Origin of the sequence: uncultured Algibacter sp., assembly GCF_947495675.1 — a bacterium.
Lineage (GTDB): Bacteria > Bacteroidota > Bacteroidia > Flavobacteriales > Flavobacteriaceae > Algibacter_B.
The window spans coordinates 25,090-41,209 of the sequence record NZ_CANLZX010000003.1 but is presented as its reverse complement, the minus strand read 5'-3'; the positions used below and the strand labels follow the sequence as shown (position 1 = coordinate 41,209).

Annotated in this window: 8 protein-coding genes and 1 tRNA gene; 7 read left to right on the top strand and 2 right to left on the bottom strand. The window is 32.8% G+C overall.

The genetic code is table 11. The features are described from left to right. Positions 1-21: 21 nt before the first annotated feature. Positions 22-103: transfer RNA gene (locus Q0842_RS02750), tRNA-Leu, on the top strand. Between the two features lie 282 nt (positions 104-385). Here the strand turns inward: Q0842_RS02750 and Q0842_RS02745 are convergent. Both Q0842_RS02745 and Q0842_RS02740 read right to left on the bottom strand, forming a co-directional pair. Continuing rightward, entirely contained in the window at positions 386-1,390 is a 1,005-nt protein-coding gene (locus tag Q0842_RS02745) for an aldose 1-epimerase family protein (protein WP_298494082.1), read from the bottom strand. Between the two features lie 49 nt (positions 1,391-1,439). Continuing rightward, positions 1,440-5,462 (bottom strand): hybrid sensor histidine kinase/response regulator transcription factor, encoded by a 4,023-nt coding sequence (locus Q0842_RS02740; protein WP_298494080.1) that lies wholly within the window; start codon positions 5,460-5,462, stop codon positions 1,440-1,442. A gap of 284 nt (positions 5,463-5,746) precedes the next feature. Between Q0842_RS02740 and Q0842_RS02735 the strand changes: the two genes are divergently transcribed. The 6 genes from Q0842_RS02735 (at position 5,747) to Q0842_RS02710 (ending at position 15,788) form a co-directional block, all read left to right on the top strand. After that, positions 5,747-8,842: a TonB-dependent receptor gene (locus Q0842_RS02735; RefSeq protein ID WP_298494078.1), complete on the top strand. Its 3,096-nt coding sequence runs from the start codon at positions 5,747-5,749 to the stop codon at positions 8,840-8,842. An 8-nt stretch (positions 8,843-8,850) separates the two neighbouring features. Next, positions 8,851-10,500 (top strand): RagB/SusD family nutrient uptake outer membrane protein, encoded by a 1,650-nt coding sequence (locus tag Q0842_RS02730; RefSeq protein WP_298494076.1) that lies wholly within the window; start codon positions 8,851-8,853, stop codon positions 10,498-10,500. Between the two features lie 11 nt (positions 10,501-10,511). Continuing rightward, a complete protein-coding gene (locus Q0842_RS02725; protein ID WP_298494075.1) occupies positions 10,512-11,222 on the top strand; it encodes a hypothetical protein in 711 nt (236 codons plus the stop codon). A gap of 377 nt (positions 11,223-11,599) precedes the next feature. Next, positions 11,600-12,379, top strand: coding sequence for a hypothetical protein (locus tag Q0842_RS02720; protein ID WP_298494073.1), 780 nt, complete (start codon positions 11,600-11,602; stop codon positions 12,377-12,379). Positions 12,380-12,466: 87 nt separating this feature from the next. Then, the gene (locus Q0842_RS02715) at positions 12,467-14,233 is read left to right on the top strand and encodes a sulfatase (RefSeq protein WP_298494071.1); all 1,767 of its coding nucleotides are present in this window, start codon (positions 12,467-12,469) and stop codon (positions 14,231-14,233) included. Between the two features lie 85 nt (positions 14,234-14,318). After that, the gene (locus Q0842_RS02710; RefSeq protein WP_298494069.1) at positions 14,319-15,788 is read left to right on the top strand and encodes a hypothetical protein; all 1,470 of its coding nucleotides are present in this window, start codon (positions 14,319-14,321) and stop codon (positions 15,786-15,788) included. The last annotated feature ends 332 nt before the right edge of the window (positions 15,789-16,120 follow it).

Below are 16,120 nucleotides of genomic sequence, written 5' to 3'. Positions count from 1 at the left end.
GTTTATATTTGCAGTCCTTTAGCGGGCGTGGTGGAATTGGTAGACACGCTAGACTTAGGATCTAGTGCCGCGAGGTGTGGGAGTTCGAGTCTCCCCGCCCGCACAAAAAGTCGAAGAGAAATCTTCGACTTTTTTCGTTAAAAATTGCAACGCTTTTTTAGTTAGGTACAACATTTTGTTGTTTTTGTTGGCTTAATTTAGAATAATGAGATTTAATTATATTTAGTATCAAATACTATTTTTTGTATTAATTCAATAATTTTTCTTCTATTTAATAATCAAGCTCATAATCCGACGGTCACTGGTTCGAGTACAGTTCCTATTGCTATAAAACCCTATAATGCTGTTGGTTTTATACGCCATAAGCTGTTTTCAATTGTAACCTCTAAAGAATTGATATAGAAAATGATGTTTCAAAAGTACTTTGCGGATTCAATTTCTGCACACCTTCCTTTTTTGTAAAATCCTTATTTTGATATTTTCGGTCTGCAATACCATACCATGGTTCTATGCATATAAATGGAGAAGTATTGCTGATAGACCATATGCCCAAAAATGGAAAACCTTTAAAATTAACGCTTAAATATGGTTTTTTAGTGGGTTTGTGTACAAAAGTAACTTTTGAGAAAACATTAGGGCTAAGAGCTAAGGATTTGTCATCGAATATAGTATCTGGTAAATCCAGAATGCCCTTATCTTTAAAAACATCCTTGGTGTGACCCTCGTATATTCCGTTTATGTTTGTTTGAAATTTAGGCGCTATTTTTTTGTCAAACACTAATTGATATTCATTTCGTTTTTGGTTTGCTTCAAACGGACAATTAAATGAAGGATGTGCACCAATAGAAAAATATAATTCTTCAGATACGGAAGGGTTTTTTACAATATATTTTGTTAGTAATGTTTTACCCTTTAAAGTATATTTTACCTGTAATACAAAATCGAAAGGATAGATTGCTTTTGATTCTTTTGTTGCGATTTGTTCAAATGTAATGCTGTTATCTGTTTTTGCTACAACTTTAAAATTATTATCTCTGGCAAATCCATGTTGTTTCATGGTGTAGGTTTGCCCTTTGAATAAATATTCATGGTCTTTTAACCTGCCCACAATAGGAAATAAAATTGGAGCCTGCCCAGACCATACCTCAGGATCTCCGAACCAAATATATTCTATATTATTTGCTTTCAAACTTATCATTTCTGCACCTTTTATCTTAAAAGTAGCAGAGCACTCATTATTTATAAGTTTATATATGTCATCTTTTTCATTAACCTTTAAAATGGATGTATCAAATGCTATTTCATTTTTTTGCTTTTGGTTAGAAATGCAGCCTAATAATAAACATGATAGCCAAAAAGACCTAAACATTAATTTCAAACTATTTTTCATTTTCTTTAACTATAATTAATAAAATAGATATTGATCAAAACACGAAAAGCTATGAGTTATAATCATTATCGTTTTGAGGGTTCTTAAAATATTCTTTTGGTGAAATTTTATAGGCTTTTTTGAAGCAGCGAGTAAAATATGATTGAGAACTAAAGCCAACCCGAAAAGCGACTTCGTTAAAGCGGTAATTTTCTTTTTTTATTAATTTCACAGCATACTTTAGTCTTATTAAGTTTACAAACTCAGAAGTGCTTAAACCTGAGAGTGATTTTATTTTTCTGTGAAGATTACTTCTGCTAATCATTAATTCTTCTGCTAATTTTTCTATACTAAAGGCTTCATCCGATAGATTGCTTTCTACAACTTTACGAACCCTATTTAGGAAGAAATTATCAAGTCCACCGACTTCTATCGTCTTTTTGGAAATAAAATGTTTTGTGAAGTTTTTATGGATACGACGGCGCTGTTCAAGGAGGTTTTCAATTTGTTTTAGCAATACTTTTGATTCAAAAGGTTTGGTTAAATAAGCATCTGCTCCTTTGTCTAATCCTACAATTAAATTTTCGGATGAAGATAACGCAGTTAATAAAATAACAGGAATATGACTAGTTTCTATTTGAGATTTTACAATGTTACAGAATTCAAATCCATCCATTTCTGGCATCATAACATCAGATACAATAAGGTCGATTTGACGTTCTTTTAAAATAGCTAAACCTTCTTTTCCATTAGAGGCATGCTCTACTTGGTAATAGTCATTTAGATAGTTGCAAATAAAGGAACTAAAATCTGGATTATCTTCAACAATTAAAACCTGACTTCGTTCTTCTGCAGCAATTTCTTTTTTTAATGGTATAAAAATAGATTCTGTATCGCTCAAATTTTTAACGGTTTGATGACTTTCAAATAGCATTTTTTGAGCTTTTTGCCTTGTTGGTAATAATAATGTGAAGCGAGACCCTTTACCTAGTGTGCTTTGTACCGTAATTTTACCATGATGTAGCAAAGTGAATTCTTTGCATATAGCTAAACCTATACCGCTACCATGAACTTTTGAATTGTTATTGTCTTCTTTTTGTTTTCCTTGCTCAAAACGGTTAAATATTTTAATTAAATCTTCATTATCAATACCTGATCCGTTATCTTCTATGATGATCTCGATAAAGTTTTCAGTAAATATATCTCCATAACTTAATTGGTTGTTATAGGTATTCGCTGCAGTACTAAGCGTTGTATTTATGGATATTTTTATCTTACCATTTGAATTTACATACTTGTATGCGTTAGAAAGTAGGTTATAAATAATGGTGTCAAGTTTTTGCTGGTCGGCCTCGATTTCGAAATTAGAATAATTTGTATTTAAGACAAAATCAATTTTTTTAGATTCTACCTCGCCTAAGAAATCTTGTTGTATTCCTTTAATTAATTTTATAATATCAATTTTAGAAATATTGAGTTTACTTTTTTTCCTTTCAAGCTTCCTTAAATCAGTTATTTGATTTATAAGTTCTAGAAGCCTATTAGTGTTTCTTTGTGCTATTTCTAAATTTGTTTGTTCTGTACTACTTAAGTTTTTAGATTTGAGTAATTGTTTTAAAGGCCATAAAATAAGCGTTAATGGCGTTCTAAATTCATGAGAAACATTGGTAAAAAACTTAAGCTTCATTTCATTTACCTGCTCTTCATTTTCGCGTTGACTTTTTTCAAGTAAAAAGGCTCGTTTTAGCTTTAATCGTTCTATGTAAAAACGACTTATAAAATACAATCCGATACCAAAAAATAGAATATAAATGAAATAAGCCCATGGCATTTTATACCAATATTCTCCAATTTCAATTTTCATCTGTGTAGGAGTATCATTCCAAATCCCATCGTTATTAGAGGCTTTTACCTCAAAAATATAAGAACCTGAATTAAGACTTGTAAATAATACAGAGCCTTCATTTTCAATAGGTACCCAATCGTCAAAGTAATTTATTAAACGGTATTTATATTTATTTTTCTCTGGCATCAAATAATTGTTCGCAGAGAAATTAATTCTGAATGTATTTTCATCTGGCCCTAAATGAATAGGGTTAATTTCAAAATTCTTAGAATAGACGGGGTAAATCGATTTATCATCTTTGGTATTTAATGTTTTAATTATAGTAAACGGTTTTTTTGAGTTGACCTTTATTTTATCAGGATTAATTGTCGTAAAACCGTTGGTGCCTCCAAAATATAGCATTCCGTTATGATCTTTAAATACAGCTTGTGGACTAAATATGTTACTTTGAATATTATCAAAGTACACAAAATGACGTTTAGTTTTATCTTCTGGATTATATAATATCAGTCCGTTATTTGATGTTATCCAGATATTATTGTTATTATCTTCTATAATGCCAAAAACATTTTTCTGTTTTAAAAATCCACCATCGTCAAAACTTTCAATTTTGTTTTCATTAGGTTTATAAATTAGTATGCCTTTGTTTTTTGTTCCAATCCAAATATCTCCTGAACTATGCTGCCATAGTGTATAAATAGTATTATCAAAATATGCTTTAGCGAATTCATTATCCGCTATTTTTGTAACAACTCCAGAGGGTAATTCGATTTTGTATAAAAAATCATTAAGTGTTCCTAACCATAAATTTGAGTCTTTATCAATTATTACAGATTGTACATCAATATCTGACATATTAATGCCACTGCTATTATTTAGGAAGCAATGCGTTATGGATTTTGTTTTAAAATTATAGAAATTAACACCCCCGTGAAAGGTTCCTATCCAAACACCAGAATCTACCGGATATAGCGCATAAATACTATTTGATGAAATGTGTTTTCCATCTTCAGGTCCTTTTTCAAATAATTTAAAGTTTAAAGCATTTGGAGGTTTGTACCAAAGACCTTTCCTAAAGGTGCCGGCCCAAACGCCTCCTTGTTTATCTTTACACAAAGTCTTTATGTTTTTAACAAGTAACTGTTTATCAATTGGAATAAGCTCAAATTTTTTAGTGTCTAAGTTGAATGTATTTAGACCTCCAACCTCGGTTCCAATAAGTAGTTCATTCGTATTTGTTTGCAAAAAAGAACTTACAACATTATTGCTAATTGAATTGTGTGATGCGCTATGTCTGTAGGTTTTAAAGCTATTATCAGATTGATGCATCAATGCTAAGCCACCAGACCACGTACCTAACCATAAACCACCATTATTGTCTTCATAAATTTGAAATATAGAATTATGAGGTATGCCTTGGTAATTATCGGGGTTTAACCACTTCGTTTTTTTTCCATTTTGTATGAACAAACCATCGTCTGTTCCAAACCATAATCTACCTGAAGAATCCCTTTTTATAGCCCTTACACGCTCGTATTTTGAAACTATAAATTTGTTTTTTAATGGAACTTGTTCTATAAATTCGCCATTGATGTTAAACAATTTGGCACCGCTTTCTTCTGAGCCAACCCATATTTTATCTTTTTCTGAATATATACAAGTAACCTTTGTATCAATAGAAAAAGCTTTCCTAAGAGAGCCATTTTCAGGTGAAAACTCAAAAACATGACCGCTTCTTGTACCAATCCATATTCTGTTTAAATCATCTTTGTAGAGTACTTCTGGAGATTTTATTCTGTTTTTTGCTATTCTGATAAATTGCTTTTTTTCATAATCAAAAAAACCAAAATGATTATTATCAATGACCAAATATCGCCCGTCCTCTAATTGTAAAATAGAAATGACTCTGTCTTTTCCTTTCGAATTATTCTCGTAACCATATTTAATGCGTTCAAAGTTTTGTTTTTGACTGTTAAATTTACATAAGCCTCTACTAGTAGCTGCCCATATATCATTATTATTATCAGAATAAACTTTTGAAACTTGCTCACTAGGCAAACTCAAGGAGTCATTTGAAACAGGAATAAACCAATCTGCGTTTTTTGAGTCAAATCGAACAAGCCCTTGTTGAGTTCCCATCCATATATAACCCAAATCATCCTGAATAATTGATTGAATAGCATACCGTGTAAAACCTCCCGGTGGTGATACTTTACGAAAACTAATATCTTCTGTCTGGGAAAACAAAAGAAATGGTGAGAAAAGTAAATATGAACACAGCATAAACGCTATCGAATTCTTAGTCATTATCAACGAGGTAAAAAGTTTCTATAAAAATAGTGATTGTTTTTCAGGTACTATTTTCACTATTGATGCATTTGGTGAACAATAGTGAAAAAGCTCAATTTTATTGACAGTAATGGAACAATAGTGCAAATAAAAAGAGTTAACGTGTTGTTAAATTTGTTTGTTATTAAAAGACAAACTAAATAATCATTAAAATCAATTTTATGTTTAAACTAAAACTCAAAATGAAACAAAAACTAAAAAGTAGATGGTCTGTTTCGGGTTTACTATTTGTATTAGTTCTGGTCTTGTCCAGTTTTACTACTATTAGTGTAAGTGCCCAACAGAGAGTATCAGGGACCGTTTCTGATGCGAACGGAGTGCCATTGCCAGGTGTAAATGTTGTTCAAAAAGGAACCAACAAAGGAGCTGTAACAGATTTTGATGGAAAGTATTCTATCTTAATGTCATCAGGTAATAAAACTTTAGTGTTTTCCTATATTGGTTATGTTACTAAAGAAGTTGCTATCACTAATCAGATAACACTTAACGTGAATCTAGAAGAGGATGTTGAAAGCTTAGAAGAGGTTGTTATAATAGGATATGCGCCTGTAAGCAGAAAGAAAGTATTAGGAGCACTAGGCTCTGTTAAATCTGAAGAAATAGAACAAGCCTCTCCAACAAGTGCATTCGATGCGGTACAAGGTAAATTAGCAGGTGTTCAAATTCTTACTAATAACGGGCCAGGTGGTGGTTTTGATGTTAGTATCCGTGGTGTATCTACTTTTGGAGCAGGTACTTCACCATTATATGTTGTAGATGGACAACAGCTTGAAAATATTGATAATTTAGATCCGAACGATATTCAATCTTTCGAAGTATTAAAAGATGGAGCTACTGCTGCAATCTATGGTTCGAAAGCTGCAAATGGTGTTGTTTTAATCACTACCAAATCTGGTAAAAAAGGGTCGTTAAAAATAGACATCACATCGGTAACAGGATATAATACTTTGGTGGGCGATTTGCCAGTGGCAAATTCTAATCAAAGGTTAGATTATGTTAGAACTAGAGTTAATAGAGCTGCTGATAATTTAACTGGGGAAGAAAGAGATTCGTTAGGGCTTTTAAATAGAAACTCTTTTGATTTACAGAAATTAGTTACACGCCCTGGTATAAGGCATCAAACCAATGTGGCTATCAGTGGTGGTGGTGATAAAGGGACTTATTACTTGAATACTGGATTTCTAGATGAAGAGGGAATCGTTATAAATAGTGGCTACAGAAGAATCAATACGTTATTGAAAATTGATTCGAACATTAGTGATAAGTTAAAGGTGGGTACGAGAGCAAACATATCATATGAGAAAAGAAATGGGGTAAGTGAGAGTAATGTTTTTACTCAAATTGTGGCTAGAATTCCTAATTTTCCTTTATTTGAGCCTAATGGAAATTTTACACCTACAATTGCAGGGCGAAGAAATCCTTTAGCTCAAGCCGAATTAGCTGAAATTACTGACACAAGAAAGAGAACTCAGATATTTAGTTATGTAGAGTGGTCAGTATTCCCGAAAGTTAAGATTAAATCTACCTTAGGAATAAACCATAGTAGTAGAAAGCGTAAAGACTTTACACCTTCTTTAATTCAAAATAATCCGTCAAATCCGCCTGAAGGGATTTATAGAGACAACGAAAGTTACGATATTCAACAGGAAAATTTTATCAATTATAAAAACTCTTGGGGCAATCATGATTTTTCAGCATTTGCAGGTATGCAAATTCAGAAATGGACTGATGAATATTTTGAAGTAGGCGGTCAGTTTGTCTCAGATGATATTTCAACATTTAATAATGCAGATCCCTTAAATGTTGGTATTGATGGTGATACAGGAATTCAGAAACATAATTTATTTTCATTATTTGGTGGGTTTAATTACGATTACAAAAACAAATATTTAATAAGCGCGTCAATTCGTAGAGATGGGTCTTCACGATTTGGAGATGCCAACGAGTATGGTAATTTTCCATCTGCCAGTTTAGGTTGGAGAATTAGTAATGAAGAATTCTTAAAAGGAAATAAAACTTTAACTAATTTGATGTTAAAAGCTAGTTATGGTGAAATTGGTAATGAGCGAATTTCAAATTATGCCTTTACAAGTGCATTAGTGCCTGGTGCAAATTATACTGGGGCAGGAGTAGGACAAAACCGTATTGGAAACCCAAATTTAAGTTGGGAAAGTACAACATCTGTAAACTTAGGGCTTGAATTAGATATGTTTAAAAACAGATTTAATTTTGGAATTGATTTTTGGAAAAAAACAACTACTGATCTTTTAGCCAACGTACCTTTACCAGAGGAGTCTGGCTTTAGTTCGTTACTTCAAAATGTAGGTTCTGTTGAAAATAAAGGTATAGATGTCACAATTGGAGGAGATATAATAAGAACTAAAGATTTTAAATGGAATAGTAGTTTTAATGTTTCTTATCTCGAGAATAAAGTTACTAAGTTAGCTGGAGGAACGCCCTTTTTTGATGGCGACTATAAAATAGAAGAAGGACAGCCTATTGGAAATATATTCGGATTTACTAATTTAGGTATTTTTCAATATACAGAATCTAATGCTTTTACTGACGATGGTGTGCAGCTAACACCAAATTTTGATGGAGATGGGAATTTTGTTAATTATACTTTGAATGGTGCAGAATATACAGACAATGTTAATCAACTAAGTTCTAACGGAAATGTGCTACAAGGTGGTGATATTATCTGGGAAGACTTGAATGGTGATTTCAATATTACTCCGGCTGATGATAGAAAAGTAATTGGTAATGGTTTACCTGAATTTTTTGGAGGATGGTCTAACACATTTACCTTTAAAAACTTTACACTTAGTTGTTTGTTTGATTATAGTTTGGGTGCTGATATGTGGGCAAGATGGGATGAGAACAGAAATGATCTTAATTCTTCTAATGAGACACCAAGTCCAATATTCATTGAAAACGCATGGAGAGAAGAAGGTGATATTACTGTTTGGCCGCGTTTAAATAGAGTGCCTCAATTAAGAAATAGACCAAACAGTTTCTATGTACAAAATGGTGATTGGGTAAAGTTACGTTATGTGCGCTTAAATTATAGTTTTCCAAAAAAACTATTAGACCAAGTAAATTGGTTAAATGCGTTTTCTATAAACCTTGCTGTTAATAACGTATTAACTTGGACAGAATATACGGGATACAATCCAGAACTAGGTAGAAGAGGTAATCCTTTACGTGTAAATCAAGATGATCTTAGGTATCCAAACGATAGAGAGATTATTCTTGGATTAAAAGTACAACTAAAATAAAAAAAGAGATGAATAAAAAGTTTATAAAAAACAGTTTAACATACGGAATAGTATTTCTATTGTTAACAAGCCTAATCGTTTCTTGTGACGATTTGGTTGACGAAAATCCGATAAGTGAAATTGCTCCAACAAATTTTTGGAGAAATAATAATGATGCAGAAGCTGGTGTTATGGCAATCTATGATGCGATGCAAACTGCTTATAGAGAAGGACATCTTTACTGGGGTGAATTACGGTCAGATAGTCATGACAGAGGGTCAGAGTCTGCATCTTCAACTAGTGTTGAGATTGTTACCAATAATGTAACAGAAGGAGATCCAGAAGCTACACGATGGAATTTCATATATAACATGGTTAATAGAGCAAATTTAGCTATAGATAGAATTCCAAAAATTAGTGGCGGTGATCAGAGCTTATTAGGAGAAGCTTTGGCATTAAGAGCCTATGCTTACTTTACAATGATAAAAGTTTGGGGCGATGTGCCATTGTTTACAGAACCTACTGAAAAGTCAGGACCAGAATTATTTAAGCCTAGAACCGATGCAAATACAATCATGCAAACTATTGTTATACCAGATATGTTAAAAGCAGAAGAACTTTTAGCTGCAACAGCAAGACCTTTTAGATGGTCTACTGCAAGTATCTTGGCATTTGAGGCTGAAGTTTATATGTGGATGAAAGATCATGCTAAAGCCAAAATTGCACTAGATAATTTAATAGCTTTAGGTGAGCATAGTTTAGTGAAAAATGCTGAAGATTGGGAAAACTTATTTTATAATAATAATGATGGGGAAGGACCATTCTTAGGTCTTCAAGGCGTATTTGAAGATGAAAGAGGAAAAAAACAAGAAGGGCCAGAACTAATATTATCTATTTTTTATGATCAATTAGATCCACAAGAATCAAATGGTGATTTTAGAGGAAACAGATCTGGATATTCTGGAATTTTATTCGCAGGTTTACCAGGATACTATATTTCTAGTGAGCTAGAATTAAAATGGAGAGATCGTTTTCCCATAGACTCGTTAGGTTGGGTTACTAAATATCCTGGGTTTGAGCCACCACTTACTCGAATAGTTGTAGAAGATGACCCAATGGGAGGTACTAGAACTATAGAAGTGCCAATTTATGGAGACTTTAGATACTTCGTAAGTATTGAGGATGGTGTTGATATCAATCCTGGAGATGGTACCATTGAAGAGATTTTTAATCAACGTGTTGCGAAATGGCATAAATTTAATTATAACACAAATTTTGATGATACAGATATTGTATTATATCGCTACGCGGGACAGTTATTGTTATTGGCAGAAGCAGAAAACCGACTAGGGAACGTAGACCGTGCTTTAGAGCTAGTAAATGATGTTAGAGAAGCTAGAGAATTACCACTTGTGGCAGAAGCAGAGTTTGGAGCTTCTATTGAAGCTCGTGAGGACTATATTTTAGATGAAAGACAATTTGAGCTATTAGGGGAAGGTAAACGTGTTTGGGATTTAATACGAACAGATAAGTTTGTTGAGACCATGAACGAAACGTATAATCTTCGAGGAGAGGCTCTTATTGATGACACAAGAAAACTATTGCCTATTTACTTTGAGCATTTTCAAGAAAATCCTAACCTAGGAAACCAAAACCCAGGATACAGCTCTAACGACTAAAAATAATAATCATGAAAAAACAATTTAAATATTTACTGGTATTAATCATATTAGCTTTTGCATTCAGTTGTGATTTACCTTTACAAGATACTTACGATTTCGATCCGGAATTAACTATTGTTGATCCTTACGCCGATGGCACAGCATGGGACTTTTTTAATAGTCCTAATGCACTTAGAAGATCAGAAGATGGAGGTTTACTTGGTGATAGTTACAATTACCTAGTAGCCGCTATAAATAAAGCAGGATTTGTTGATTTATACAGTCAAACAGAAAATCCTAACAGAACTTACTTAATGCTTAATAATAATGCATTTACAGGTGGTGGTGATGTCATTCAAATTGTAACAGGATCTAGTAGCGTTTCAGGCGATGAAACACCAGAAGATGTTATGGAACGTGTAGATACACCTGAAAAAATGGAAAAGCTAAGAACTGTTTTGAAATATCACATTGTAGACGCTTATGTAGATCAAATTCCGACATTGCGTGAAACGTTTACGCAATATATATTTCAAACCCTTATTCCTGGAGAAGATGGATTAATTGCATTTTTACGTGATGATCGTTACCGAACTGATATTAACGATGATAGACAAGCACCACTACCGTTCCCTGCTTCGGCAACGTCGCAACGAGAGCGTATAAGAAACTCTAATTATATTTTTAATAATGGTATTGGACATTCATTAAATGATCCAGTTAGAAATAAGCCATACTAAATTATAATAAAACATTTAAGTTAGTTTGAGTTAGTAAAAAACCTCCATCCTTTTCTATTCTAAGGTGGAGGTTTTTAATATAACAACACATCATTAGTTTAAAATATAATACAAATTGGTAAGTAACCAATCGCTAATTAAATTTAATTGTAATTAAAATAGTGCTAAAGCATTTTACATTGCATTCAGAATATCGACATCTCTATTGATTATATTGTGCTGTATGATGTCAGCTTAAAGAGGAGATAAAGAAGCCGGAACTAAATTAGAAAAACTATTTTTTTCATTTTTATCAACATTTTAAAGTCTCTGTCAGCGTGTTTTAATGATCTTGAGGGTATAACTCATTCAAATAATGATTTAAAAACAATAATTCAATGTATAGTAGAAAAAATCAATTCAAAGAGAATCCTAGTTTTTTTATAGTATTTATTGCATTGTTAATTTGTAGTATATCTACAACATTTTCAAGTTGCACAGATAATTCGGAAGATAAAACAGAAATAATTGAAGAGGTTGAGGAAGAAGAAGTTGCTACAGGCTGTTTGTCGGGTAAAATATTTAATGAGGAAGATGGTATTGTTCGCGTAGATCTTAAAAATCCGAGTGCAATAGCCAATGGTTGGACTACTGCAAGTACACTTTCTGGCTATGAAGGTACTGGGTATCTTATATGGACAGCGAGTGATAATTTTAATACACCGGGTGCAGGAACTATTAAATTTTCAATCAAAATAAATAATCCAGGAACATACCAATTTGTTTGGCGGTCCAGGATAGGAGATGGAACAAGTAATACCGATTTCAATGATAGTTGGTTAAAAATTAATGGTAATGATTTTTATGGTGAAAAAGCAGGTACAAATGAGCGTGTCTATCCAAAAGGATCAGGAAAAACGCCAAACCCAGAAGGAGCAAGTAAAGACGGTTGGTTTAAAATTTACATGAATAAGGTAGGTGAGTGGTTTTGGAGATCTTCAACAAGTGACAATGACCCGCATGATATTTTCACAAAGTTTGATGCAGCAGGAATTTTTGATGTAGAAATTTCAGGACGTTCTAAATCTCATGCCATAGATCAATTTGTATTATTTAAAACAGATAAAAGCTTATCTGCGGCACAAAGTGGTATGCTAAGCGAAATTACTTGTAAGTAATATTCTAAAAAAACAGAATAGAAATTAAAACACAATTCGCTACGCTTAACAGTTGAAGCCAGCAACTATAATAAAAATAATAATTAAATGTTTAGGATAAAAAATCAATTAACAGAAGTTCAAGTTATTCTTTTAGTACTTATTCTTTTTAGTTTTTTAGCGAGTTGCTCCGAGCAAAAATCAAGTTCGAAAGTAGAAACAAAACTGTTAGAATTGCCTCAAAGACCAAATATTCTCTGGCTTGTAACAGAAGATATGGGGCCATATATCCCACCCTTTGGAGATAATACCATTAAAACACCAAACCTAAGTCGTTTAGCCAATGAGGGAGTTATTTACCCAAATCTATATTCTACATCGGGTGTTTGTGCTCCTAGTAGGGCTGCAATTGCTACGGGTATGTATCCTACTAGTATTGGTGCGAATAATATGCGGGTAAATTCATATACAGAAGTTACAGGATTACCAGAATATGAAGCAGTGCCTCCAACTGAAGCGAAAATGATAAGCGAATGGCTGAGGTTAGGTGGTTATTATTGTACAAATAATTATAAAGAAGATTATCAATTTAATCCGCCTGTAACAGCCTGGGATGAAAGTAGCCCATATGCACATTGGCGTAATAGAAATGAGAATCAGCCTTTCTTTGCTGTTTTTAATTTTCATGAAACACACGAATCTGGATTGTTTGAGCCTTATGGCCTTCGCTATCATGAAGAAAGATTTTACGCTGCTGGAGATAGAGGTTTTGTTACCAGAGGAAATGGTAAAAAACGTATGAAAGAGTCCGAATCAAACCTACACCTGCCTCGGGAGACTGACTTTAAAATACCGCCGTATTTACCTGATAATGATATTGTGAAACGCGATATGTGGAAGGTATATAATAACATTGCTGAAATGGACAAACAGGTTGGAGCCATTCTTAAGCAATTGGAAGATGATGGTTTGTTAGAAAATACAATCATATTTTTTTATGGGGACCATGGAGGACCGCTTCCAAGAGAAAAAAGATTAATATATGATTCAGGTATAAATACACCAATGATAGTTAGGTTTCCTGAAAAATTAGGAGCAGGAACTAAAGATGAACAATTAATAAGTTTTGTTGATTTTGCACCTACGTTGTTGTCATTAATTGGAGAAGAGCCAAAAGACTATATGCAAGGGCTAGCATTTTTAGGGAAACAGAAAACAACTGATAAAAGAAAGCACATACATGCTGCGGCTGACCGATTCGATGGATTTACAGATGCAATTAGAGCAGTAAGAGATCAACAATTTAAATACATTAGAAATTATCGACCTAACCAAGGCTATTATTTACCTATAACTTACAGGGAAAAAATCCCTACAATGCAAGAATTATTGCGTTTAAATGAAGAAGGTAAGTTAAATTACAATCAAAAACAATGGTTTAGAAAAAGCAAACCAACTGAAGAATTATTTGATTGTTTAGCAGACCCATATGAATTAAACAATTTGAGTGATGATCCTAAATACAAGGACAAGTTAAGCGAGTTAAGTGATGAAATGGATAACTGGTTAAGTACCATTGGAGATCAACCTAATTTACCTGAAAAAGAATTAGTTGATCATTTATGGGGAGGTAAAGATGTGCAGCCACAAACCAAATCTCCAGTTATCAATGTAAAAGATAACGAAATTATCATTAGCACAGAAACCGAAGGTGCCTCTTTAGGTTATAAAATCATAAATCCTAATGGGGAACAACCATTATCATGGACCGTTTATAATAAACCAGTAAATATCCAAAATAACGGAAGTCACATTATAGTGCAAGCACATCGTATAGGGTATAAACCAAGCGAAATTATAAAAAAGGAATTGTAATTTTTCTTAGATATATTACTTCTTTACCACGATTAAAAATAAAAAATAAAAAATGAAATATAAATTAACCCTTTTAGCGTGCCTTGTGTTCTTTATTCTAAAGGCACAAACTTCTGAGCTTTTAAGGTTTGATAGAAATGGCAAACTTATCTATGTAGCTGATAACAGAGGAAATAAAATCCCAGATTATAGTTATGTAGGTTATCATCATAGTGAAAAGAGTATTCCTAACATTCCAATAAGAAAAACTATCAACGCTATAAAAGGAGACAATAGAAGTCATATTCAAAATGCAATAGATGAATTAGAAACTCTAAAACCAGATAAAAATGGTTTTCGAGGAGCTTTGCTCTTAAAATCGGGAACTTACAATGTTAGCGGTGTATTGAAAATTAAGAAGAGCGGTATAGTAATTAGAGGAGAGGGAAAATCCACCACACTAATAGCTACAAAAAAATCTAAATCTAATTTTGTTGTTTTCGAGGGTTATTCAGAGCCTGAAAAAATTTTATCTACTCAGACAAAAATTATTGATTCATATGTTCCTATAGGAGCACAGGCAGTAACAGCTATAGATGGTCATTCTTTTGAAAAAGGTGATGATATAATGATTGAAAGAAAACCTAATCAGGCTTGGATTGATATGTTAGGGATGGATGATTTAAACGAAACAGATTCTAACGATAGGAACTGGACACCTAACAGGTATACAGTCACTTTTAGGAGAAAGGTGCTTAGTGTTAAAAAAAATAAAATTTCATTTGATGCTCCAATTGTTGATATAATAGACTCGAAATATGCTGAAGGATATATATACAAGTATTCTTGGAAAGGTAAAATTGAAGAAGTCGGGATAGAAAATATTCAATTAAATTCATATTATGCTTCACCGGAAGATGAAAACCATGCTTGGAACGCCGTTATTTTTAATAATGTAGAGAACGGTTGGGCGAAAAAAGTATACGCTAATTATTTTACATATTCTTGTATCAATATTGGTAGATCGAGCATGAAAATTACTGTAGATTCTTGTGAAATGCGAAATCACAAGGGTATAGTAAAAGGAGGAAGAATGTACTCTTTTAACGTTGTCGGCGAACAAAATCTAATAAAAAACTGCATTACTGAAGGAGGAAGACATGACTATGTAACTGCTTCAATTGTTGCGGGACCAAATGTTTTTTTAAACAGCAAAGCTTTGGACGCACATAGTGTGAGCGGTCCTCATCATAGGTGGTCTACGGGTTTATTGTTTGATAATATATATATAGAGGGCGATAATATTGGTGTTGAAAACAGGAGGAATTCAGGTAGTGGCCATGGTTGGTCAGGAGCATCATGCATGTTTTGGAATTGTAGTGCCAAAGAAATCATTATTCAGGATCCTCCAGGAGATCATACAAATTGGGCTATAGGTTGTTTAGGTGAACATACTAATAAAGGTTGTTGTGGTCCAAAACAATCATATGCACATAAAGAGTCTATGAACGTTCATGTAAAACCCGAAAGTTTATTCGAAAAACAGCTAGAGGATCGTTTATCAGTTTCTGAATAATTTGATTAACTGAATTATAATCAAGTTTTAGCAATTTCAAAATCGACACCAAAAGGTGATAATAGTATTAAAATATCCTGTTAAGTCCTGTTTGCATATTCCTAAAAATCATCCTGAAATAGCAACTTAATTGAATGTGCTCTACTCTTTGTCATTGGGTTTAATGGTTGAATAAAATAATCCGGATTCTAAAATTAATTAATGTCAATTACAAAAAATTGATCGTATTATAATTGATAAAAAACATCACCATTTCATTTTCTTTTTAACCATCTAAGTAAACATATTTAATGCGAAAATCATGATAAACACGTGAAAAAGAGAATATAAAA

What these genes read in the sequence shown, in the direction of transcription:
- Q0842_RS02745 (WP_298494082.1), bottom strand. Translation starts at nt 1,390, where the DNA reads ATGAAAAATAGTTTGAAATTAATGTTTAGGTCTTTTTGGCTATCATGT.
- Q0842_RS02735 (WP_298494078.1), top strand. Translation starts at nt 5,747, where the DNA reads ATGAAACAAAAACTAAAAAGTAGATGGTCTGTTTCGGGTTTACTATTT.
- Q0842_RS02730 (WP_298494076.1), top strand. Translation starts at nt 8,851, where the DNA reads ATGAATAAAAAGTTTATAAAAAACAGTTTAACATACGGAATAGTATTT.
- Q0842_RS02725 (WP_298494075.1), top strand. Translation starts at nt 10,512, where the DNA reads ATGAAAAAACAATTTAAATATTTACTGGTATTAATCATATTAGCTTTT.
- Q0842_RS02720 (WP_298494073.1), top strand. Translation starts at nt 11,600, where the DNA reads ATGTATAGTAGAAAAAATCAATTCAAAGAGAATCCTAGTTTTTTTATA.
- Q0842_RS02715 (WP_298494071.1), top strand. Translation starts at nt 12,467, where the DNA reads ATGTTTAGGATAAAAAATCAATTAACAGAAGTTCAAGTTATTCTTTTA.